At 59.9% G+C, this 21,968-nt stretch carries 19 protein-coding genes and 1 tRNA gene; 19 read left to right on the top strand and 1 reads right to left on the bottom strand.

From position 1 onward, the window contains the following. The first annotated feature begins 403 nt into the window (after positions 1-403). Genes LVE68_RS06335 through LVE68_RS06320 form a run of 4 tightly spaced genes read left to right on the top strand, consistent with a single transcriptional unit; the run spans position 404 to position 5,427 of the window. Positions 404-1,954, top strand: coding sequence for a Re/Si-specific NAD(P)(+) transhydrogenase subunit alpha (locus tag LVE68_RS06335; protein ID WP_439651220.1), 1,551 nt, complete (start codon positions 404-406; stop codon positions 1,952-1,954). Between the two features lie 18 nt (positions 1,955-1,972). Further along, entirely contained in the window at positions 1,973-3,364 is a 1,392-nt protein-coding gene (gene pntB, locus LVE68_RS06330) for a Re/Si-specific NAD(P)(+) transhydrogenase subunit beta (protein ID WP_233006181.1), read from the top strand. 60 nt (positions 3,365-3,424) lie between these two features. Next, positions 3,425-5,023 (top strand): S41 family peptidase, encoded by a 1,599-nt coding sequence (locus LVE68_RS06325; protein ID WP_233006180.1) that lies wholly within the window; start codon positions 3,425-3,427, stop codon positions 5,021-5,023. After that, on the top strand, positions 5,023-5,427 hold the full coding sequence (locus LVE68_RS06320; RefSeq protein ID WP_233006179.1) for a hypothetical protein: 405 nt from the start codon (positions 5,023-5,025) through the stop codon (positions 5,425-5,427). Before LVE68_RS06325 ends, LVE68_RS06320 begins: the two co-directional genes overlap by 1 nt. A 10-nt stretch (positions 5,428-5,437) precedes the next feature. On the opposite strand, the gene yhbY is transcribed toward LVE68_RS06320, so the two are convergent. After that, positions 5,438-5,740 carry a ribosome assembly RNA-binding protein YhbY gene (gene yhbY, locus LVE68_RS06315; protein ID WP_233006178.1) on the bottom strand — a complete coding sequence of 101 codons (303 nt, stop codon included), beginning with the start codon at positions 5,738-5,740 and terminating at the stop codon, positions 5,438-5,440. A gap of 147 nt (positions 5,741-5,887) precedes the next feature. Here yhbY and rlmE point away from each other — a divergent pair, with 147 nt between their 5' ends. The 15 genes from rlmE to LVE68_RS06240 all read left to right on the top strand — a co-directional run bounded on the left by rlmE (position 5,888) and on the right by LVE68_RS06240 (position 21,960). Continuing rightward, positions 5,888-6,511 carry a 23S rRNA (uridine(2552)-2'-O)-methyltransferase RlmE gene (gene rlmE / locus LVE68_RS06310; RefSeq protein ID WP_233006177.1) on the top strand — a complete coding sequence of 208 codons (624 nt, stop codon included), beginning with the start codon at positions 5,888-5,890 and terminating at the stop codon, positions 6,509-6,511. 302 nt (positions 6,512-6,813) lie between these two features. After that, positions 6,814-8,733: an ATP-dependent zinc metalloprotease FtsH gene (gene ftsH / locus LVE68_RS06305; protein WP_233006176.1), complete on the top strand. Its 1,920-nt coding sequence runs from the start codon at positions 6,814-6,816 to the stop codon at positions 8,731-8,733. 154 nt (positions 8,734-8,887) lie between these two features. Then, complete coding sequence (gene folP, locus LVE68_RS06300; protein WP_233006686.1) at positions 8,888-9,682, top strand: dihydropteroate synthase; 795 nt, start codon at positions 8,888-8,890, stop codon at positions 9,680-9,682. 75 nt (positions 9,683-9,757) lie between these two features. Continuing rightward, positions 9,758-11,110 carry a phosphoglucosamine mutase gene (gene glmM / locus LVE68_RS06295; RefSeq protein ID WP_233006175.1) on the top strand — a complete coding sequence of 451 codons (1,353 nt, stop codon included), beginning with the start codon at positions 9,758-9,760 and terminating at the stop codon, positions 11,108-11,110. 104 nt (positions 11,111-11,214) lie between these two features. Continuing rightward, complete coding sequence (gene tpiA, locus LVE68_RS06290; RefSeq protein WP_233006174.1) at positions 11,215-11,955, top strand: triose-phosphate isomerase; 741 nt, start codon at positions 11,215-11,217, stop codon at positions 11,953-11,955. Between the two features lie 77 nt (positions 11,956-12,032). Next, positions 12,033-12,479: a preprotein translocase subunit SecG gene (gene secG / locus LVE68_RS06285; RefSeq protein WP_233006173.1), complete on the top strand. Its 447-nt coding sequence runs from the start codon at positions 12,033-12,035 to the stop codon at positions 12,477-12,479. Between the two features lie 15 nt (positions 12,480-12,494). Further along, positions 12,495-12,580: transfer RNA gene (locus LVE68_RS06280), tRNA-Leu, on the top strand. A gap of 636 nt (positions 12,581-13,216) precedes the next feature. Then, a complete protein-coding gene (locus LVE68_RS06275; RefSeq protein WP_233006172.1) occupies positions 13,217-13,726 on the top strand; it encodes a hypothetical protein in 510 nt (169 codons plus the stop codon). Positions 13,727-13,728: 2 nt separating this feature from the next. Further along, positions 13,729-15,774, top strand: coding sequence for a tetratricopeptide repeat protein (locus LVE68_RS06270; RefSeq protein WP_233006171.1), 2,046 nt, complete (start codon positions 13,729-13,731; stop codon positions 15,772-15,774). Next, positions 15,771-18,971, top strand: coding sequence for a tetratricopeptide repeat protein (locus LVE68_RS06265; RefSeq protein WP_233006170.1), 3,201 nt, complete (start codon positions 15,771-15,773; stop codon positions 18,969-18,971). Before LVE68_RS06270 ends, LVE68_RS06265 begins: the two co-directional genes overlap by 4 nt. A gap of 58 nt (positions 18,972-19,029) precedes the next feature. Beyond that, positions 19,030-19,626 carry a tetratricopeptide repeat protein gene (locus tag LVE68_RS06260; RefSeq protein WP_233006169.1) on the top strand — a complete coding sequence of 199 codons (597 nt, stop codon included), beginning with the start codon at positions 19,030-19,032 and terminating at the stop codon, positions 19,624-19,626. After that, on the top strand, positions 19,623-19,937 hold the full coding sequence (locus LVE68_RS06255) for a hypothetical protein (protein WP_233006168.1): 315 nt from the start codon (positions 19,623-19,625) through the stop codon (positions 19,935-19,937). Before LVE68_RS06260 ends, LVE68_RS06255 begins: the two co-directional genes overlap by 4 nt. A gap of 87 nt (positions 19,938-20,024) precedes the next feature. After that, the gene (locus tag LVE68_RS06250; RefSeq protein ID WP_233006167.1) at positions 20,025-20,816 is read left to right on the top strand and encodes a MotA/TolQ/ExbB proton channel family protein; all 792 of its coding nucleotides are present in this window, start codon (positions 20,025-20,027) and stop codon (positions 20,814-20,816) included. Beyond that, on the top strand, positions 20,816-21,406 hold the full coding sequence (locus LVE68_RS06245; RefSeq protein ID WP_233006166.1) for an ExbD/TolR family protein: 591 nt from the start codon (positions 20,816-20,818) through the stop codon (positions 21,404-21,406). The genes LVE68_RS06250 and LVE68_RS06245 overlap by 1 nt, the downstream gene beginning before the upstream one ends. After that, positions 21,403-21,960: an ExbD/TolR family protein gene (locus LVE68_RS06240; RefSeq protein ID WP_233006165.1), complete on the top strand. Its 558-nt coding sequence runs from the start codon at positions 21,403-21,405 to the stop codon at positions 21,958-21,960. Before LVE68_RS06245 ends, LVE68_RS06240 begins: the two co-directional genes overlap by 4 nt. Positions 21,961-21,968: the final 8 nt, after the last annotated feature.

Below are 21,968 nucleotides of genomic sequence, written 5' to 3'. Positions count from 1 at the left end.
GTTGCGTCGTAAATGACGCCATTTCTGCAGCAAAGAAAGCGGCGGGTATATTTTCCCAGCCAGTTTTTCAACCTTAGGAATAATCGCTATACCCTTGTTGACTGGGGAAAATACCGCTTTTGCCAGTAGGGTAGAGGCGATTATGGCGTTGAATATCAATTGCAATGATTGATTCTGGTAGTGGTTTTTCCCATAACCCTTTTTTTATGGCCACTATTGATCCCGTTGATACCGGGCTTCAGTCTCTTTTGTTTTCATAAATTTCCCCCCGTGGTTAGAATCGATTCCAGCGATGTCCCCAGGCAGGCCATTTGGTTACCCATGGAACTGCATTTCGTGTGTGCCACGGCGAGCCAGCTGGTCGACCTGGTGTTTTCATAACAATGACAGAGGGAGTAACGCGTTGATCATAGCCATACCAAAAGAATCCGCTCCGGGGGAGGCGCGGGTTGCGGCCACGCCGGAGAGCGTGCGGCGCATGCAGGATCTGGGTTTTTCCGTCGTTATCGAGAAAGGGGCTGGCGCTGCCGCAAGCTTTGCAGACGAAGCTTACCGGGAGGCTGGTGCGGAAATCCGTGAGGACGCCGCGGCCTGCCTGAAAGATGCGGGCCTGGTGTTCAAGGTCCAGGCGCCCACCGATGAAGAAATAGAGTTGATTCCCTCTGGCGCTACCCTGGTCGCATTCCTCAAGCCGGCTCAGAGTGAAGAGTTGCTGGAGAAGCTTGCGGCAAAGAATATCAATGCCCTGGCGGTGGAGTCGGTACCGCGTATCTCCCGCGCGCAGAAAATGGATGCGCTGAGCTCCATGGCAAATATCGCCGGTTACCGGGCTGTGATCGAGGCGGCGCATAACTTCGGGCGCTTCTTTACCGGCCAGATCACCGCTGCCGGTAAAATCCCGCCGGCCAAGGTGCTGGTGATCGGTGCCGGTGTCGCGGGCCTGTCCGCGATTGGTACCGCCAAAAGTATGGGCGCCATGGTCCGTGCGTTCGATACCCGTGCAGAAGTGCGCGAGCAGGTAGAATCCATGGGTGCCGATTTCCTTACTGTGGAGATCGAAGAGGAGGGTTCTGGCCAGGGTGGCTATGCCAAGGAAATGTCCCAGGCATTTATCGATGCCGAGATGGCCCTGTTCCGTGAGCAGGCGAAAGAAGTGGATATTGTTATCACCACCGCCCTGATCCCGGGCAAGCCGGCACCGAAATTATGGCTGGCGGACATGGTCGACAGCATGCCGGAGGGCTCTGTCGTGGTGGACCTCGCCGCGGAAATGGGTGGCAACTGCGATTACACCGAAAAAGACGAAAAGGTGGTGAAAAGCGGTGTAACCATCATCGGTTACACCAACCTGCCGAGCCGGGCCGCCACCCAGTCCTCAAAGCTTTACTCCACCAACCTGACCCACCTGCTGGCTGAGCTGGCGCCGGAGAAGGATGGCGAGATCAATATCGATTTCGAGGATGAAGTGATTCGCGGTGCCACGGTGGTTCGCGAAGGGGAAATTACCTGGCCACCACCCGCTCCCAAGGTTTCTGTGCAGCCCAAGCCTGCCCCGGAAAAGTCCGCGGAAGCCGCACCGAAACCGGAAGCCAAGGCGCCGAAGAAAACGTCGCCGCTGTCGATCCTGGCCTTCTGGGCCATTGCCGGGGCCCTGCTGCTCTGGCTTGGTCGGGTGGCTCCAGCTGACTTTGTCTCGCACTTTACGGTTTTTGTGCTGGCCATTTTCGTCGGCTGGCAGGTGATCTGGAATGTTACCCATGCCCTGCACACACCCCTGATGAGTGTTACCAATGCCATTTCCGGCATTGTCGTTGTCGGTGCGCTGTTGCAGGTGGGGGCTACGGGCTCGGGCCTGGTGACATTGCTGGCGTTCGTTGCAGTGCTCGTGGCCAGCATCAATATCTTTGGTGGGTTCTTTGTTACCTACCGCATGCTGAAAATGTTTCGGCGTTAACTGGAGAGGAGAATAACAATGAACGGTATGATTTCGATGGCGTATCTCTTCTCCGCGGTGATGTTTATTCTCAGTCTCGGCGGGCTGTCCAGTCACGAGACCGCGCGGCGGGGCAATATCTACGGCATGGTGGGTATGGCGGTGGCAATCATTGCCACTATCGCGGGTATCGTCTCCGGCGCCTACTGGATGGTGGCTATTGCCATGGCCGTCGGCGCGGTGATCGGTATCTTCCTGGCGCGGCGAGTGGCCATGACCCAGATGCCGCAGATGGTGGCATTGCTGCACAGCTTCGTGGGCCTGGCCGCGGTACTGATCGGCTGGGGAGGCTTCCTGGACCCGCGCCTGAACCTGACTGGTGCCGAGCACATCGTGCACAACACCGAGATCTTCCTGGGGATCTTTATCGGTGCGATTACCCTCACCGGTTCACTGGTGGCATTCGGCAAGCTGCAGGGAATCGTCAGCGGCAAGCCGCTGATGCTGCCGGCGCGGCACTGGCTCAACCTGGCGGCAATACTGGCCTGCCTGTTCCTCGGCTGGCTGTTTATTCCCGCAGACCTGGGTGCCGGCACTGTCCTTAACCTGCTGATCATGACGGCCATTGCCCTGCTGCTGGGTATCCACCTGATCGCGGCGATCGGTGGCGCGGATATGCCGGTGGTGATCTCGATGCTCAACAGCTATTCCGGCTGGGCTGCGGCTGCCACCGGTTTTATGCTGAGCAATGACCTGTTAATCGTGGTGGGCGCGCTGGTCGGCTCCTCCGGTGCCATCCTCAGTTACATCATGTGCCGGGGAATGAACCGCTCCTTTATCAGTGTGATCCTGGGTGGTTTCGGCTCTGACGGCGGTGAAGTGGGCGATGGCGAGGTCGACGGTGAAGTGGTAGAGACCAGCTTCGATGAAGTGGCGGATGACCTGGATGCGGCAGACAGCATTATTATCGTTCCGGGCTTTGGCATGGCCGTGGCCCATGCGCAGCAGGCGGTCAGTGACCTGACTGAAAAGCTGCGGCAGAAGGGCAAGACTGTTCGTTTCGGCATCCACCCTGTGGCGGGGCGCCTGCCCGGTCATATGAACGTACTGCTGGCAGAGGCCAACGTGCCGTATGACATCGTCCTGGAAATGGATGAAATCAATGGCGACTTTCCCGATACCGATCTGGTGCTGGTAATCGGCGCCAATGACACGGTGAACCCGGATGCGGTGGAAAAGCCCGGCTCGCCGATTGCCGGCATGCCAGTACTGGAGTGCTGGAAGGCGGGCAAAGTGGTAATTCTGAAACGTTCCATGGCCTCGGGTTATGCCGGGGTGGCCAATCCGCTGTTCTACAAGGAAAATGCCCGTATGCTGTTTGGCGATGCGAAAGACAGCCTGCAGACGGTACTGGGCAAGCTTTCCAGCTGATTCCAGGTGAACGGGTGGCTCTGCCACCCGGCTGGCAGAAAAACTGAGCGAACAACAATAATGCAATTCTCCAACGCCCCCTCGCTGGCCGGCCTGTCCCGGTCACTTCTTTTCAGCCTGGCCTGCCTGGCCGGCGGTTGCAGTGGCGGTGGGGGAGGGGATTCCTCTTCCCCCGGGCCGGCCGCGGTCGATGGCGGAAGTGATGATGGCAGCACCTGGGAGCCCGGAGTCTTCCTGCCTGCCGACACTTATGCCAGCCGCTGTGAGTCGCCCCGGGCCGGCAGTGACTTCCCGGATGTCCAGGGTACGGCGCTGGATGAGAAGAACTGGCTGCGCTCCTGGAGCAACGACCTGTACCTGTGGTACGACGAGATCGAGGACCGTGACCCGGCCGACTTCGGCGTGCTGGAGTACTTCGACCTGCTCGTTACCAATGAGGTGACCGACAGTGGTGCCCGAAAGGATAACTTTCATTTTTACCTGTCCACCGAGGAGTGGGTAGCGCAGTCCCAGTCGGGTGTCTTCCTGGGCTATGGCCTGCAGTGGGCCGTACTGGAATCGCGTCCTCCGCGGGAGGTGTTGATCGCCTATACGGAGCAGGAGGGACAACCGGCAGGCGCCGAGCGTGGTGCCCGGGTGCTGGAGGTGGACGGTGTCGACCTGGTTAACGCCGATGACGATGCCGGTATCGAGGCGCTGAATGCCGGCCTGTTTCCGGAGAATGCCGGTGAGGAGCACGACTTCACGCTCGAGTATGTGGACGGTAGCGTGCAAACCATCACCCTGACCGCGGGCGCCTACGCGACGGATCCGGTGCAGTTCGTAAAGGTGGAAGAGGCGGCGCTGGGGCGCAAGGTCGGCTATTTGCTTTTCAATGACCATATCGCCATCGCCGAGAAGCAGCTGGTTGAGGCGGTGGAATACCTGGACGCCCAGGCTGTCGACGAGTTGGTTCTGGACCTGCGCTACAACGGCGGTGGCCTGCTTACCATGGCGAGCCAGCTGGCCTACATGATCGCCGGGGAAGTGCCCACGACCGGCATGACGTTCGAGCAGATGGTGTTCAACGACAAGCACCCGGAGATCAACCCGGTCTCCGGCCAGCCCCTGGATCCGCTGCCATTCATCGATGTCACCGGCAGCGGCGGTGAGCTGCCCCAGGGGCAGCCACTTCCGTCCCTGGACCTTCCGCGAGTGTATGTCCTTACCGGTGGCGCCACCTGTTCAGCCAGTGAGGCGATTATCAATGGGCTGCGAGGTGTGGATGTCCAGGTGGTGCAGATCGGCGAGCGGACCTGCGGCAAGCCCTATGGCTTCTACCCCACTGATAACTGCGGTACCACCTATTTCACCATCCAGTTCACCGGCGTGAACGCCAAGGGGTTTGGCGAGTACTCGGATGGCTTCGTCCCCAATGGTTCCGGCAGTGCCGGCGTGACGGGATGCACCGTTGCCGATGATTTTGCCAGCCCGCTGGGCGACCCCTCTGAGGCGCGCTTCGCCACTGCCCTCAATTACATCGAGACCGGTAGCTGCAGTGGAAGCCTCGCGTCTGGTACTTCCAGTGTGGTGAGCCAGGATGTGCGACTGCAGGGATCCGGCGGCCAGAGCGTCTTCAAGTCCATGTGGCGGGAAAACCGTATTCTGGGGGGGATGTGATGATGTGCCTCCTCTCCTCACGGCTCTCCCTGGCCGGCCTGCTGCTGGTGGCTGGGATAACCGGCTGCAATTCCTCCCCGGCCCAGGGTGGTGACGTGCCGGCGGTGCGCACGGGGATAAGCGAGGCTGGTAGCGCCGAGTTACAGCGGGCGGTGAGTGAGGCCCTGGGCGGGGTGCCGGTGACGCTGTCGGAAACTGCATTTACCGACAGCAGCCTGCTGGTCATCGAGCGCAATCCGCCGCGGAGCCTGGACCAGCCCCATCTCGGTGGGCGCGAAATGTCTCAGCCTGTCCGATTCCGGTTGTCGCTGGGAGAGGGCCACTGCTGGCTGCAGCGCCTGCCCGGGGGCGACCGCCGCCAGCTGGCGGAGGTCAATTGTGTGCCCGAGGAGCCGGCCCGGTAGGAAGGGGGAATCAGCGGAGCAGGTTCGAGGTGCGGGCCTTGGGTTTCTCGGCCGCCCGGAAGATCAGTGCGATCTTGCCAATCTCCTGCACCAGTTCTGCGCCACTCTGCTGGCAGAGCTCGGTGATGACCTGGTGGCGGAGGTCGCGGTCAGCCACCATCAACTTGACCTTGATCAGCTCGTGATCCTCCAGGGCCCGGTTGATCTCTTCCATCACGCCTTCACTCAGTCCCTTGCCGGCGACGGTCACGACCGGCTTGAGGTTGTGGCCAAGGCTGCGCAGGGATTTTTTACGCTCGGCAGTTAAAGGCATACAATACTCCATTACCACTGGGTATCCATTCTGGATACCGATTGTAGGAGCGGCCCCGGGCCGCGATCGGTGTCGGGTCAGCGGACCCGCGATCGCAGCCCGGGGCCGCTCCTGCGAAAGCTGTTTAGATACCAGGCATTGTAACCGATGGGCCGATCCAAAAGCAGCCACCGCTGGCTGCGCGAACATTTCAATGACCCCTATGTCAAACAATCGCAGAAGGAGGGCTACCGCTCCCGGGCAAGCTATAAGCTGCAGGAACTGCAGAAGAAAGACCGCCTGTTCAAGCCCGGGATGACGGTTGTGGATCTCGGCGCCGCGCCGGGTGGATGGTCGCAGGTTGCGATGGAACTGGTGGGTCACAAGGGCCGCGTGCTGGCCTCGGACATCCTCCCCATGGACCCGATCGCTGGGGTGGATTTCGTCCAGGGTGATTTCACCGAGGAAGCCGTGCTCAATACTTTGCTGGAGCATATGGGCGATGCCAGGGCCGACCTTGTGATTTCCGATATGGCCCCCAATATGAGTGGGGTGAGGGACGTCGACCAGCCGGCGGCCATGTACCTGGTGGAATTGGCCGTGGATATGGCGCGCGAGGTGCTGAAACCCGGTGGCGCATTCGTGGCCAAGGTCTTCCAGGGCGAGGGGTTTGACCAGCTGATCCGGGACCTGCGGGCCAGCTACAGCAGTGTCGTGACCCGTAAGCCCGGGGCCTCACGCCCCCGGTCGCGCGAGGTCTATGTGGTGGCGCGAGGCTTCAAGGGCGGCTGATTGCCGGAGAGGCCCGCGCTTCCCTGGAAATGCGATAGGAAAAGCGCTGCGTGACCGGCTGGTCCCTTCTGCCACATGCCCAGTCTGTGGTATAAGCGGACCCTGTGGTGGCGCAGCGGAACACGCGGTCAACATGCCTATCATACCTATACTGGTGTGACTGGATCTGGTGGCACTGCAATCAGTGTGGGCAGTGCGACTGCCGGCCGGCGAGTGCCGGCCCCGGGATTGAGCCCGGCGGGTCAGCCGGACCCGTGCGGAGGCAGTTTAAGTAAAGCAAGAGGGTGATCCCTTTGAACGATATGGCAAAGAACCTTGTACTGTGGCTGATCATCGCGGCGGTGCTGCTGATGGTGTTCCAGAACTTCAAGCCGCAGTCCAGGGATGAGTCCCTCAGCTACTCCGAATTTGTGAGCGACGTGCAGGCCGGGCAGGTGGAGAGCGTGGTCGTCGATGGCCTCGTGATTACCGGCGAGCGCGCTGACGGCAAGCGCTTCAAGACGATCCAGCCGCAGATCATCGATAACGAGCTCACCAACGAGCTGGTCCGCAACGACGTGAAATTCGTCGGTCGCGAGCCGGAATCCCCCAGCATCTGGCAGCAGCTGCTGGTGGCCAGTTTCCCGATCCTGATCATTATTGCCGTGTTCATGTTCTTTATGCGGCAGATGCAGGGCGGAGCCGGTGGCCGGTCCGGTCCCATGGCGTTCGGCAAGAGCAAGGCCCGCCTGCTGGGCGAGGACCAGATCAAGACCACTTTCGCCGATGTGGCCGGTGTGGACGAGGCCAAGGAAGACGTGCAGGAGCTGGTGGAGTTCCTGCGTGATCCCACCAAGTTCCAGCGCCTGGGTGGCGCGATTCCCCGTGGCGTGCTGATGGCCGGCCCTCCCGGCACCGGTAAGACGCTGCTGGCCAAGGCCATCGCCGGCGAGGCCAAGGTGCCGTTCTTCTCCATTTCCGGTTCCGATTTTGTGGAGATGTTCGTGGGCGTGGGTGCCTCGCGGGTGCGGGACATGTTCGAGCAGGCCAAGAAGCAGGCTCCATGTATCATCTTTATCGATGAGATCGACGCCGTGGGCCGCCATCGCGGCGCCGGTGTCGGCGGTGGCCACGACGAGCGCGAGCAGACCCTGAACCAGCTGCTGGTGGAAATGGACGGCTTCGAGGGCAATGAGGGCGTAATCGTAATTGCCGCCACCAACCGCCCGGATGTGCTTGACCATGCACTGCTGCGCCCGGGACGCTTCGACCGCCAGGTGTTCGTTGGCCTGCCGGATATCCGCGGCCGTGAGCAGATCCTGAAGGTCCATATGCGCAAGGTGCCGGTGGCCGACACGGTTTCCGCTCAGACCATTGCGCGCGGTACCCCGGGTTTCTCCGGTGCCGACCTGGCCAACCTGGTCAATGAGGCCGCCCTGTTCGCGGCCCGAGCCAACCGTCGCACCGTGACCATGGAAGAGTTCGAGCGCGCCCGGGACAAGATCATGATGGGCGCCGAGCGCAAGTCCATGGTGATGAGCGAGAAAGAGAAGGTGAACACCGCATACCACGAGGCCGGCCACGCCATTATCGGTCGCCTGGTGCCGGAGCATGACCCGGTACACAAGGTCACTATCATTCCCCGCGGCCGGGCCCTCGGCGTGACCCAGTTCCTGCCGGAAGAGGACAAGTACAGCATCTCCAAGCGAGCCATCGAGTCGCAGCTGTGTTCGCTGTTCGGCGGTCGTATTGCCGAGGAGATGACCCTGGGCGCCGAAGGTGTGACTACCGGTGCTTCCAATGATATCGAGCGTGCCACCGAGCTGGCCCGCAATATGGTCACCAAGTGGGGCCTGTCAGAGAAGCTGGGGCCGCTGCATTACGGTGAGGATGAGAGTGGCCAGCCCGGCGCCGGTAACCCGGTATCTGGCAAGACCTCCAACGAAATTGATACGGAAGTGCGCCGCATCATTGATGACTGCTACAACCGTGCGAACAAGCTGCTGGAGGAGAACCGCGATATCCTCGAGGCAATGAAGGATGCGCTGATGGAGTACGAAACGCTGGACGCGGAGCAGGTCGACGACCTGATGGCACGACGCAAGGTGCGGCCGCCCCGCGACTGGCACGACAATGATTTCGGGTCCGGTGGCAGTGGCCAGGCGGACGATACCGACAAGAGCCGCGATCCGTCGTCAGCCGATGAGGGGAATCCCGTCGGCGGGCCCCTGAACGGGCACTGAGTTCAATTGCGGTAGCGAAAACCAGGGTTCGCCCTGGTTTTTTTTATGGTAACCGCCGGCTGTGACCGGCAGGGCTACCTCAACCACAAACCTGGGGGGTAACGTGCAGCTAGAGTGTGCCGGACGAATCCTGGACCTTTCCGTTCCACGGGTGATGGGCGTTCTCAATACTACGCCGGATTCATTTTCGGATGGTGGCAGCTACTATCGCTCGGGCAGCCTCGACCTGGACATGGCCCTGGCCCGTGCCGAGCAGATGCTGCGGGAAGGTGCGGCAATCATTGATATCGGCGGAGAGTCCACCCGCCCGGGTGCGGAACCTGTGACTGAACAGCAGGAGCTGGATCGGGTGGTGCCGCTGGTGGAGGCAATCAGCAGCCGGCTCGGGGCGCTGATTTCGGTGGATACCAGCACGCCCGCGGTGATGTCAGCTGCAGCGGCAGCCGGCGCCGGAATGCTCAACGATGTGCGAGCCCTCGAGCGCCCCGGCGCCCTGGAAGCCGCGGCGGCCACCGGCCTGCCAGTCTGCCTGATGCATATGCAGGGTCAGCCGGGCACCATGCAGCAGGCCCCGGAATACAGTGATGTGGTGGCTGAAGTCAGAGGTTATTTACAGCACCGGATGCAGGCCTGTGAAGAGGTCGGGATCCCCCGCAGCCGCCTGATCCTGGATCCGGGGTTCGGGTTCGGCAAGACAGATGAGCACAATCTAGCCCTGTTGCGGGAGCTTGAAAGGGTGGCGCCAGAGGGAACCCCGCTGCTGGCAGGGTTGTCGAGAAAGTCCATGATCGGGCGCCTGCTGGGCCGTGAGGTTAGCGAGCGCCTGCCGGGGAGCCTGGCGCTGGCCATGCTGGCGGCGCAGCGCGGAGCCCGCATACTACGGGTACACGACGTGGCGGCAACGGTGGATGTTCTCAGGTTGCAGCAACTGGTGGACCGGCCCGACTAGCCGCTGGTCCCCGGGTTATTCTCCAGAGGGGGCACTTGTGGTAGTCCCTAAAAAAGATGGAAGAGATGTAAAAGCATGGCAAGAAAGTATTTCGGAACTGACGGTATTCGTGGCCAGGTTGGTGAGGGACCGATCACCCCGGACTTTATGCTGCGCCTGGGCTACGCCGCCGGCAAGGTACTGGGGCAGATGGTCGGCGCCAAGCGCGGTGGGCACCGCAGCATCCTGATCGGCAAGGATACCCGTATTTCCGGGTATATGTTCGAGGCTGCCCTGGAGGCCGGCCTGATCAATGCGGGCGTGGATGTGGGCCTGCTGGGGCCGATGCCGACCCCGGCCATTGCCTACCTGACCCGTACATTCCACGCCCGGGCGGGGATCGTGATCAGTGCCTCCCATAATCCCTACCAGGATAACGGCATCAAGTTCTTCAGCGCCGACGGCAGCAAGCTGCCGGACCAGGTGGAACTGGACATTGAGGCGGCCATGGATCTGCCGATGGAAACTGCGGCGGACCTGGGCAAAGCCTGGCGGATCGACGATGCCGCAGCCCGCTATATCGAGTTCTGTAAGGCATCAACTCCCTGGGGGTTCTCCCTGGAGGGGCTGAAAATCGTGCTCGATTGTGCCAATGGCGCCACCTACCATATTGCGCCGAAAGTATTCCGCGAGCTGGGCGCAGAGGTGGTCGCGGTGGGAGTGAGCCCTGATGGCCACAACATCAATCTCGACTGTGGGTCCACCAGGCCGGGCCTGTTGCAGCAGACGGTACGCGAGCAGGGTGCCGACCTGGGCATCGCCTTTGATGGTGACGGCGATCGGGTGCTGTTCGCCGATCGCAATGGTGAGCTGGTGGATGGGGACCAGTTGTTGTTCCTGATCGCGATACATCGCCAGCAGTTCCTGGGTGGCTGCAGCGGGGTTGTGGGGACCCAGATGAGTAACTACGGTTTCGAGCTGGCCCTGCGCGAGCGTGAGATCCCGTTTGAGCGGGCCAAGGTCGGCGACCGCTATGTTCTCGAAAAGATGAGCGCCAATGACTGGAAGCTTGGCGGTGAATCTTCCGGGCATATCATCTGTGCTGATTCAACCACGACAGGCGATGGCGTAATTTCTGCCCTGCAGGCGCTGCGCGCCATCACCGACTTTGATGAGCCGCTGGATCAGCTGAAAACCCGTATGAAGATGCTACCGCAGCACATGATTAACGTGCGCCTGGCACACCGGGACGGGGTGCTGGACCACGAGGATGTCCGTACTGCTGTCAGCGAGGTGGAGGCCGAGCTGGCGGGACGCGGGCGGGTACTGCTGAGGCCCTCCGGTACTGAGCCCCTGATCCGGGTCATGGTGGAGGGCGAGAAACGGACCCAGGTCGAGACCCTGGCGGCGCGTATTGCTGAAGTCGTGGCGCGCATCGGCAACAGTTAGTCCGCACGGGCTGAGGGCCGGGCTCGCCGGGAAAAACGCTGTTACATTAAGGTTGTATGTTGGCGGCAATATCGCTAAGATTTGCGCCCCTTGAAGGAGCACACATGCCGAATCCGCTGGTAGTAGCCAACTGGAAAATGAATGGCGACCGGGCGTTTGCCGGGGCCTTTTTTTCCGCACTGGATCTTTCCGGTGTCGTGGCCGATGTGGCGATTTGCCCACCTTTCCCCTACCTCATGCAGGTGGTTGAGAGTGCCGGCAAGGTGGGGTCCGGAAAGCTCTCTGTAGGTGCCCAGAACGTCAGCGCGGAAGAGGCCGGAGCCTTTACCGGTGAGGTCTCTGCGGACATGCTGGGCGATTGCGGGGCCCGATATGCAATTGTCGGGCACTCTGAGCGCCGCACTCTCTATGGGGAGTCCAGCGAGCTGGTGGCGAAAAAGTTTGCGGCGGTAAAGGGCGCAGGCCTGGTGCCCATCCTCTGTGTCGGTGAAACGCTCGAAGAGCGTGAGGCCGGCCGGACACTGGACGTGATCAGTGCGCAGTTGCAGGCTGTGGTGGATCATGCAGGAGCTGAGAGCTGGCGTGGTGTAGTGGTTGCCTATGAGCCCGTGTGGGCCATCGGTACAGGGAAAACCGCGACTCCGGAGCAGGCCCAGGAAGTACATCGCTTTATCCGGGAGCGCCTGGGTGAGGCTGGGGTTGAGACCCCACTGCTCTATGGCGGTAGCGTCAAGGGTAGTAACGCTGCAGCGCTGTTTGCGCAGCAGGATATCGATGGGGCACTGGTTGGTGGTGCCTCGCTCGATGCAAAAGAGTTTACTGGCATTTGTCGTGCGGCGGGATAATAGGCCCTGCTGACTGGCGGCGAACTGCGGAATATTGAATAATTGGGCCTGGCGCCCGAACAGTGGGTTTCCTGAAAATGGAAAAATTGGTTTTAATCTTTCACGTCCTGACAGCGCTGAGTATTATTGGCCTGATCCTGCTGCAGCAGGGTAAGGGTGCCGAAGCTGGAGCTTCATTTGGCGCCGGCGCATCCCAGACGGTTTTTGGTAGCCAGGGTAGTGGAAACTTTTTCTCCCGCCTGACCGCCATCATGGCCACTGTGTTCTTCGTAACCAGTTTTGGCCTGGCGATTCTGGCCAAGCAGGCTTCCGAGGCGAATGTCGACGCGGACCTGCCTGAAATCCCGGCTGCAGTAGAGCAGCAGGGTCCGGCGAGTGATCTGCCGGAAATGGAGAGCGACGTGCCGCAGGTGGAATCCGAGGCCGCAGGTGAAGTGCCCTCGGTAGGCGAGATTCCGGCGGAGTCTGGCGAGGCCGTTGACGACGTTCCCCAGGCGGAAGGTGAAGAAGAGCCGCAGCAGTAAGAGTATTGAGTTTTTGCCCAGGTGGTGGAATTGGTAGACACGCTATCTTGAGGGGGTAGTGGCCTATGGCCGTGCGGGTTCAAGTCCCGCCCTGGGCACCATATAAAAGTCTTCAGTTATCTGAAGCAATCCGAAAAGCCCCGCACAGCGGGGCTTTTTCGTTTCTGCTGTAGGGTGATCCGGTCAATGATAAGGCTGCAGCCTTTCTGGCGGCGGGCATTGACGCTGGTGGCTGTCCTGATGTCAGGGGTGCTGCGCGGGCGGGGCTCCACTCCCGAGCTGGGGGCGGTAAGGCGTTGCGATACGGCTTATTGTATTGCTGCCGAGCGCCTGCCTGACCACCGCTGTTTTAAGGTCGGGTCGGTGACGCGGGAAGAAGGTTAAATCCGGGCTTGAGCGGCCCTACACTTTCTGGGGGATAGCTGGTTCAGTCTGACTTTGTTGTGCTGGCGGCGCGTTGTGTCACGTTTTCTTGCCGCATCAGCAATGTCTATATGCCCGTGCCGTGGTTTCTATCCTACTGCCGAAATTCACAGTAATGTGAGCCACTACGCGGCTCGGAGTCGCGACATTGTTCGAATATCCGAGATTTGACCTGCCTCACATTTGCCCGCCCCCCGATTGCCATACAATCTCGCTGACCGAATGCCCCTTCAATTATGGGGTTTCCAGCGGCCCTCGCGGGTCTGCGACATCATCGACGCTCGTTGTCAGCGGTAGGGTCAGAGGTAGGTATCATGAGCAGAATTCTAAAAGTGACAGTATTCATGCTGCTGGCGTCAGTCGGGTATGCCCAGGATGTGAGCCGGGACGATATTCGCGGACTGGACGAGCAGATCCAGGATGTTAAGAAAGATGTGATTGGCCTCACAGCAGAGCTGTCCCAGCTGGAAGAAAAGCTCCTTTTCCCCTCCAATACCCAGGCCTCCTTCTTCGTTTCCATGGCGGAGCCGCGCAACTTCAACCTGGAATCCGTCCAGCTGAAGCTTGGCGGCGAGGTGGTGGCACATCACCTCTATACTTTCCGTGAAATCGAGGCCCTGCAGAAGGGTGGCGTACAGAAAATACACGTTGCCAATGTCCAGTCCGGTAGCCATCCGCTGCAGGTGCGCTTTATTGGCAAGACTGATTCCGGCCGGGAAGTAACGGGTGAGGCTAGCTACGCCGTCGAGAAAGAGGTTGGTCCCAAGTTTGTCGAGATCAAGATTGCCGGTTCCGAGTCCGCGGTCAACTTCAAGGACTGGTAAGCATGTTTCCCCGTCTGCTACCGACCCTGATCGGCGCAACCCTGGTGTCGCTGGCGGTTGTTCCTGTTGCGAGCGCGATTGACCGATCCCAGGATGACCTGAAAGACCTGTTCTTTGGTGCGGCCATGTACGAGGCCTACCAGGACAACTACTTCGATGCGATTGTCGACCTGGATACGGAGATCCAGCAGTACCGCCGGCTCGACCAGCCTGAGCTGGATCCTTTTACGGCCCACTATGGCCAGGCCGCATTCTCTGTTGGTGACCTGGAGTTGTCCTATCGGATGCACCAGGAGGCCGGGCGTGCGATCGAGGCCGTTCTTGAGGGCAATGTACCGCAGCCGGTTCGCAACGAGGCCGCCTATCGCCTCGCACGGATTCACTATCACAAGCAGCAACCACAGAATGCACTGCATGCCCTGCAGATGATCGAGGGGCGTGTGCCCGAGCGCGTACGTGCCAGGGAGCGTTTCCTGCGTGCCCGCGTTTATATGGAGCTGGGCCGTTTCACCGAAGCGGTAGAGTTACTCGAGGACCTGAAAGGTGAAGAGGAGCTGGCCGGCTTCGTTGAGTACAACCTGGGCATTGCCCTGCTTAAAGCAGGTGAACAGGCGGAGGGGATTTCCGAGTTAACTGCCCTGGGTAAGCGCCGCAGCTCCGACAGCGCCAAGCAGGCCCTTTATGATAAGACCAACCTGATGCTGGGTTCCCGGCTGATGGAGGCCGGTGAGCTGGAGCTGGCCCGGCCCTATTTTGATCGCGTGCAGCTCGACGGTCCGTTCTCCAATCGGGCGCTGCTCGGCGCCGGCTGGGTGGAGGCGCGCGCCGGACGCTACGATCGCGCCCTGGTCCCCTGGAAGATCCTGCAAAAGCGGAAGAAAACCAATGCGTCGGTTCATGAGGCCCTGCTGGCCGTACCCTTCGCATACGGCAAGCTGGATGTGCACAGTACAGCAGCAGTGAACTATGGCCATGCACTGGATATTTTTGGCAGCCAGGTCGATACGCTTACCCAGTCCATCGAAAGTATCCGCGAGGGAAAATTCCTTGAAGCCCTGCGCCGCAAGGAGGCTGACCAGGTCAAGAACTGGGTGGTAACGCTGCGCAGTATCCCCGGAGCGCCGGAAACCCACTACCTCCTCGACCTGATGGCTTCGAATGATTACCAGGAATTCCTGCGTAACTACCAGGACCTCAATGACCTGTTTGAGCGTAACGAGGAATGGCTGGCAAGCCTGGCAGCCTACGAGAACATTATCGCCCTGCGCCGCGGGTACTACGAGCCACTGCTGCCGGGCCTGGACAGCAAATTCCGGGCGCTGGATGCCCGTATCAAGCTGCGGGTCGAGCAACGGGATACCTTTGCCCAGCGGATTGACCAGATGCTGGTGAGCCGTCGACCCGAATTCCTTGCGAAAACATCCGAACGCGAAAGCCTGCGGCAACTGGAGCGTATCCGCTCGACAATGGCAGCGCGGCCGTCACTGGTCAGCGAAGAGACCGAAGACCGTGTGGCGCGCCTCGAGGGCATACTCGAATGGCGCCTGGCTTCGGAGTATGACGCCCGCCTGACCGAAGCCTACAAGCACCTGCAGGAGCTGAACACCGAGATCGAGGAGCTGCAGGAGGTTTACAACTCCTATGTCCGCACCCGCCAGGCGGCCACGCACAGTTACGTTGGCTATGACGAAACAATCCGCTCGCTGCGGAACCGGATCGAGCGAGTGCAGCCGCGGCTTGAGCAGCTGATGGCCCGCCAGGGCACCATGCTCGAGCAAATGGCTATCAATGTCCTTGAGCGTCGTCGTGCGCAACTGGAGGAATACCAGATCAAGGCCCGCTTCGCCCTCGCTGACAGCTATGACCGGGCAAATGAATTGCAGGAACAGCGCGCTGACCAGCGCAAGATCGAGCAGTATCAGGCCGAGCAGGCAGACCAGCCCCGGCAGGAAGATAGCCCGGAACAGCCCGCTGATGGTGAGCCCCTGCCGCAGGACACGCCGCCAGAGCTGGAGCCCGGATCCGCCGATGAGGAGGCTTCGCAGTGAAGGATGCCCGAGTCCTGACCGTTAACCCGGTTGCCCGTGCGATCCGTGCACGCCAGCCTGGCAGCACCGCCGGTGCCGCCCTGCTGCTGGCCCTGCTGGGCGGTTGTGCGGTGAACGACAGCCAGACCATTGGCAGCCTGCAGAATGTCGATATCGAGATCAAGGAAGAGCGGATCGATGGCAGCCTGGAGAAAGCTCTGGCCAGTTACCAGAAGTACCTGCAGGAAACGCCGGAGACCGCCTTTACGCCGGAGGCGATCCGCCGTATCGCCGACCTGAAAATCAAGCAGGCGCACCGGGCCGAGGCCCGCTCGCTGGGTGAGGATATTGCTGCCTCAGGGGGCGAGGGCAGTGGCGCACCAGTCTCGATTGATGCTCAGGGCCGGCGCGAGGGCGGGCGCCTGGCTGCGCCGGAGACCGCTGCAGCTCCCGCTGCCTCCGGTTCGTCCGCGACGGCATCCGGCATCGCCTCCCGTGGCGATGAATCTGACCTGGCATTTGAGGCGCGGGCCACGGCGGGAGTCGATATCGACACCGACGACGGTCCGGTGGCGGTCCCCGGTGACAATCCCGACGCGGTGCTTGCCGCCAACGCTGCCGAGGCGATCGGCCTCTACAAGCAGCTGCTGGAAAAATATCCCCTCTACGAACGCAACGACCAGGTAATGTACCAGCTGTCCCGGGCCTACGAGGAAACCGGGCAGATTGACGAGGCCGTCGAAGTCCTGCGCCAGATGGTGGCGAAGTACCCGCAGTCCCGCCACAGCGATGAGGCCTACTTCCGGCTGGGCGAATATTACTTTATCCGCAAGAAATACCTGGATGCCGAGGAAGCCTATGGCAAGGTGATCGCCATGGGGGAATCGTCGAGTTTTTATGAGATTTCGCTCTATAAGCGGGGTTGGGCCTTCTTCAAGCAGGAGCTGTATGAGCGCGGCCTGCATGACTTTGTCGCCATGCTCGATTACAAGGTCTCACAGGGCTACGACTTCGAGCAGCAGAGCAACGACGTCGAGCGGAAGCATATTGAGGATACCTTTCGCGTCGTCAGCCTGAGTTTCTCTTACCTCGGCGGTGCAGAATCCATCGTGGAGTACTTTGAGCGTGAAGGCTCCCGCGGTTACGAATCCTATGTCTATAGCCACCTGGGGGAGTACTACCTGGACAAGCGTCGTTACCAGGACGCTGCGGAGGCTTACGACACTTTCGTGGAGCGGAATCCCCTCCATCGGGTTGCGCCGGATTTCTCAATCCGGGTGATCGAGATTTACCAGAAGGGTGGTTTCCCCCGCCTGGTACTGGAGTCGAAAAAAGCCTTCGCAAACACCTACGCACTGGAGGCTGAGTACTGGACTGTCTTCGACGTCAATGAATATGACGAAGTCATTGAGTTCCTGCAGGCCAACCTGATCGACCTGGCCGGCCACTATCATGCTGCCTACCAGGACAAGCGACTCAAGGATAAAAAAGCAGAAAACTACCGTGAGGCCATTCACTGGTATCGCAGTTACCTGAAATCCTTCAGCGATAAGCCCAAGGCCCCGGAAATCAATTTCCAGCTGGCCGGACTGTTGCTGGAGAATCGCGATTTCCATCAGGCCGGTGTCGAGTATGAACGCACAGCTTACGATTACCCAGCGCACAAGAAGTCAAGTGAGGCGGGGTACGCTGCGGTGTATGCCTATCGTGAGCACCTGGGCAAGAAGCTCAAGGATGCGTCCCCGGAGAAACAGGCACCGTTCCAGCGCGAGATTATCCGCTCTTCCCTGAAGTTCGCCGAAACCTTCCCGAAGCACAAGGACGCCGCCAAGGTTATGGTGGGGGCAGTCGAGGACCTGTACAGCCTCAGGGATTACCCGCAGACCATCGAGCAGGGCAAGTTGTTGCTCGAGCGTTTCCCGGGAGCCAAGCCTGAGATCCGCCAGTCGGCCTGGCTCTCGATCGCTCATGCGTCGTTCGAAACCGAGGCATTTGTGGAGGCCGAGGCTGCTTACGGACAGGTGCTGGCGTTGACACCCGCAGACTCCAAGGACCGCGCCGGTTACATTGATAACCTGGCGGCGTCGATCTACCAGCAGGGTGACCTGGCCCGGAAACAGGAGGACCACGCGACGGCTGCAGCGCACTTCCTGCGTATCCGCAATGCGGCACCCGGTGCGACCATTCTCGCGACTGCCGAATACGATGCGGCCGCCTCCCTGATTGTGCTGGAAGACTGGATGCAGGCAGCTGCAGTCCTCAAAGGCTTCCGCCAGCATTTCCCGCAACACGAGCTGATCAGGGAAGTCACCAAAAAGCTGGCAGTGGTCTACCAGGAAAGTGGCCAGCTGATGCTGGCGGCGGCAGAATTCGAGCGGATTGAGCGCGAAGCTGAGGATGACGATGTCCGCCGAGAGGCGCTTAACCAGGCTGCGGACCTATACAGTGCGGCCAAGCGCAATGACAAAGCCCTGGAGGTCCTGCGTCGTTACGTGAAACTGTTCCCGACCCCGATGGAACCTGCACTGGAGACGCGCCAGAAGATTGCTGAGCTGCACAAGGCGGCCGGCAACCAGGGTGCCTATATGGATGAGTTGCGCCAGATGGTGCGTATTGAGGCGCAGGGTGGCAGCCAGCGCAACGATCGCACCCGTTACCTGGCTGGCAACGCTGCCCTGGTTATTGCCGAACCCACTTTCGATGCCTTCACCCAGGTCAGGCTGGTTGCGCCCATCGAGCAAAACCTGAACCAGAAGCGCGTACGCATGAAAGCGGCTATCGCCGCCTATACCGACCTGATTGATTACCAGGTGGCGGATGTTACCGCCGCGGCAACTTATTATCTCGGTGAAATCTACCTCCATTTCAGCAAGGCACTGAAAGAGTCCGAGCGCCCGAAAAACCTCTCTCCCCTCGAACTGGAGGAGTACGAGCTGGCCCTTGAAGAACAGATTTACCCGTTTGAGGAGAAAGGTATCTCCGTCCATGAGAAAAACATGGAGCTGCTGGGTATGGGGATCTACAACGACTGGATCGAGAAGAGTATCGGCCAGCTGGCGACGCTGGTGCCGGCGCGCTACGCACGGCCGGAAGAGGCAGGTGAGTTCCTGCCCACCATTGTCCCCATCCCGGAGATTCCGGAAGCGGAAGCCGGCGATGAGGCCGACGTAGCCAGCTCCACGGCAGATGCACCGGCAAGCGGAGACCAGGAGTCGTGATGGTCGCGGGCACTGATAGCTGGCGGCCACTGGCGGCACGAGTAGAGGTAGGGAATTCATGAGAAATCTTCCAGTCAACATGCTGGCCCGAACCGCGTGCGTTGCACTGATGCTCCTTCTGGGCGCCTGCGCGGGCGGGCCTGCCAAGACCGGCAAGGTCACGGACTACAGCAAGGTCCGTGTAGCCGGTGGCGTGAGCAAGGACTTTGAGGAGTCCCTGCAGTATCTGAATGCCGGGGAGTACCAGCAGGCAATCGAGCTGTTGAACGAGGTTATCGAGCGTGAGCAGCGACTTCCCGCTCCCTATGTAAACCTTGGGATTGCTTACTATAAAACCGGAGACCAGAAGCACGCTGAAGAATCATTTCTCAAGGCGCTGGAACTTGATCCCGGGCACGCTGCCGCCAACAACGAGCTGGCCGTGCTGTACCGCAAACAGGGCCGCTTTGAAGAGGCTCGCACGATTTACACCAACGCCATCTCCAGTAATCCGGAATACAGTCCGCTGGTGAAAAATTTAGGCATTTTGTGTGATCTCTATCTGCAAGATCTCCAGTGTGCTCTGGCACAATTCAACCAGTATCTTCAATTAAATCCGGATGATCAGCAGGTGACCATCTGGATGGCGGACCTCAAGAGGAGGGCTGGACGATGATTTCCCGTAAATTCTCCCCCCGCTTTCTTTTCCCGTTGAGCATAGCTTGCCTCCTGGCTGGTCCCTTGGTCGCGCAGGAAGAGCAGACCGAAAAGAAAGTGGATACCAAGGTGAAGCAGCTGTCTGGTATTTCCATTATCGGTAACAAAGAGGCTCCCAAGTCTCTTTACATCGTTCCGTGGAAGAATTCCGAGGTGGGTGTGGAGACCGAGCTGGTATCCAGCCTACTGGACGACAGCCTGCAGCCGCTGGATAAGGAAGTGTTTGCGCGTGAGCTTGAATTTTACGAGCTCAGCCTTTCCGACGAATAAAACCGGCCTGATGTGCACGGATTGCCTGTCAGCCTTTCTGTTTAATTAAAATCGAAGCTTACCGCAGTATTTTCAAGAGGGTTAGTGATGGACTTTTTCAACAGCGTAATCGCGTTCTTCCAGACTGGTGGTGCATTCATGTACCCCATTCTCGTGGTGTTCGCGCTGGGGGCCGCGGTGGCCGTTGAGCGCTATATCCGGCTTGTCTACGAGCGGCACACCAACCGCGCCATGTGGGACAAGTTACAGCCCGTGCTGACCTCCGGTGACTTCGACCGGGCCCGTAACCTGGTCAAGCAGGATAACTCCGGTGTGAGCAAACTGCTGTCCATGGGACTTGCCCGCCAGGGTGCCGTGCGCCGTCGTGAGGACATCGAGATCGCGATGGAAGAGAGCATGATGGAGATTATCCCGCAGCTCGAGAAGCGCACCCCATATGTGGCCCTGTTCTCCAACATTGCTACGCTGCTGGGCCTGCTGGGTACCATTATGGGCCTGATCGAGGCGTTTACCGCAGTAGCCAATGCCAACCCGGCGGAAAAGGCCGACCTTCTCTCCGCCAGTATTTCTGTGGCAATGAACACCACCGCCTTCGGCCTGATGGTGGGTATTACCCTGTTGATCGTTCACGCCCTGCTGAACTCACTGACTGGTGAAATCGTCGACAGCCTGGAAATGGTGTCTGTCAAGGCTCTTAATATCATCTCAATCTCTACGCGTCGCCGCGGTGAGGTCAAGCCGGACGAGCAGCAGGCCGATAGCCAGGAAAAGGCTGTTACCGCCGATGCTGGAACCGAGGCTGCTGCAGAAAGTGAAGCAGCGGCAGAGACCGATACGCCCGAGCAGGAAGAAGAAGTAGCGGAAGTGGAAAAAGCGTAATGAGAAGAAGGCGCCACGGGAGAGATAAAGAAGCTCCGGAACTGGACATCACCGCCTTCCTCAACCTGATGGTGGTGCTGGTGCCGTTCCTGCTGGTGTCGGCGGTCTTCTCGCGCGTCACCATCATGGAGCTCAATATGCCGTCCGGTGCGGGCGGTGGTGCACCGGACGACCCTACTGTCACGGTAGAGGTTGTAGTTCGCCAGGACCGTCTGGAAATCAGTGACGGCGAGAAAGTCATTGCCCGCTTCCCCAACCCGGGGCAGGAAAGCGAGTCCCCGGAGGAATCCACAGGTGAGCAAGCGCCTGTAGCAGATGCCGGGGAGGAAGAAGCTAGCCTGCGCCAGACCGAAGAAGTCTACGACCTGGCCAAGCTCAGTGAGTTCCTGCTGAAGATCAAGGGTAATTATCCCGAGAAGACCGATGCTATGGTGCTGCTGGAACCGGACATCCCGTACGAGTACCTGGTCGGTGTCATGGATACGATTCGCGGTGCGGAAGTTCGTCGTGAGGGGAGCGACCCGAGTGATCCGGAATCTGTTGAGCGGGTTGAGCTCTTTCCGGATATATCAATAGGAGATGCGCCGTGAGACACGAAAGCCGACGCATGAAACGCATGTCCCGGAGCCGTCGACGCAAGACGCCGGGTATGAACCTGACATCACTGATGGATGTATTCACCATCCTGGTGTTCTTCCTGTTGACCAACACCTCCAGCAACGAGGCGCTGGATCCCCCGAAGGTGATCACACTGCCGGATTCGGTGGTCGAATCCAGGCCACGTGAAACGGTGACACTCATGGTCACCGACAAGGAAGTGCTGGTTGAGTCCAAGCCGGTAATGAGTACCGAGGACCTGATCCAGAGTGAGGAAACAGTTGTGGAAGCCATCAAGGAGGCGATGGCAGCAGAAATGGGTAAAGCCCTGAGTGTCGCCAAAGCTGAGGCGCAGGAGGCACAGGAAGAGGGCGGAGAGACCGTTGCTGAAGGTGGTGAGGAAGTACCGGCAGAACCTCCGGAGGTCAATATCCTCGCGGACCGGGCGATTCCCTTCAACCTGTTGAAAAAAGTGATGTCCAGCTGTACCGAGGCCGGCTATACGCGGATTTCTCTAGCGGTCATTCAGAAAGCATCTCAGGGTTAATGGAAGTT

Origin of the sequence: Microbulbifer sp. YPW16 (assembly GCF_021290385.1) — a bacterium.
GTDB lineage: Bacteria > Pseudomonadota > Gammaproteobacteria > Pseudomonadales > Cellvibrionaceae > Microbulbifer > Microbulbifer zhoushanensis.
The sequence above is the reverse complement of the archived record's forward strand: the minus strand, read 5'-3'. Positions and strand labels throughout refer to the sequence as shown.

Coding starts and splice junctions, on each gene's coding strand:
- pntB (WP_233006181.1), top strand. CDS start 1,973: ATGAACGGTATGATTTCGATGGCGTATCTCTTCTCCGCGGTGATGTTT.
- LVE68_RS06325 (WP_233006180.1), top strand. CDS start 3,425: ATGCAATTCTCCAACGCCCCCTCGCTGGCCGGCCTGTCCCGGTCACTT.
- LVE68_RS06320 (WP_233006179.1), top strand. CDS start 5,023: ATGATGTGCCTCCTCTCCTCACGGCTCTCCCTGGCCGGCCTGCTGCTG.
- yhbY (WP_233006178.1), bottom strand. CDS start 5,740: ATGCCTTTAACTGCCGAGCGTAAAAAATCCCTGCGCAGCCTTGGCCAC.
- rlmE (WP_233006177.1), top strand. CDS start 5,888: ATGGGCCGATCCAAAAGCAGCCACCGCTGGCTGCGCGAACATTTCAAT.
- ftsH (WP_233006176.1), top strand. CDS start 6,814: ATGGCAAAGAACCTTGTACTGTGGCTGATCATCGCGGCGGTGCTGCTG.
- folP (WP_233006686.1), top strand. CDS start 8,888: ATGGGCGTTCTCAATACTACGCCGGATTCATTTTCGGATGGTGGCAGC.
- glmM (WP_233006175.1), top strand. CDS start 9,758: ATGGCAAGAAAGTATTTCGGAACTGACGGTATTCGTGGCCAGGTTGGT.
- tpiA (WP_233006174.1), top strand. CDS start 11,215: ATGCCGAATCCGCTGGTAGTAGCCAACTGGAAAATGAATGGCGACCGG.
- secG (WP_233006173.1), top strand. CDS start 12,033: ATGGAAAAATTGGTTTTAATCTTTCACGTCCTGACAGCGCTGAGTATT.
- LVE68_RS06275 (WP_233006172.1), top strand. CDS start 13,217: ATGAGCAGAATTCTAAAAGTGACAGTATTCATGCTGCTGGCGTCAGTC.
- LVE68_RS06270 (WP_233006171.1), top strand. CDS start 13,729: ATGTTTCCCCGTCTGCTACCGACCCTGATCGGCGCAACCCTGGTGTCG.
- LVE68_RS06260 (WP_233006169.1), top strand. CDS start 19,030: ATGAGAAATCTTCCAGTCAACATGCTGGCCCGAACCGCGTGCGTTGCA.
- LVE68_RS06255 (WP_233006168.1), top strand. CDS start 19,623: ATGATTTCCCGTAAATTCTCCCCCCGCTTTCTTTTCCCGTTGAGCATA.
- LVE68_RS06250 (WP_233006167.1), top strand. CDS start 20,025: ATGGACTTTTTCAACAGCGTAATCGCGTTCTTCCAGACTGGTGGTGCA.
- LVE68_RS06245 (WP_233006166.1), top strand. CDS start 20,816: ATGAGAAGAAGGCGCCACGGGAGAGATAAAGAAGCTCCGGAACTGGAC.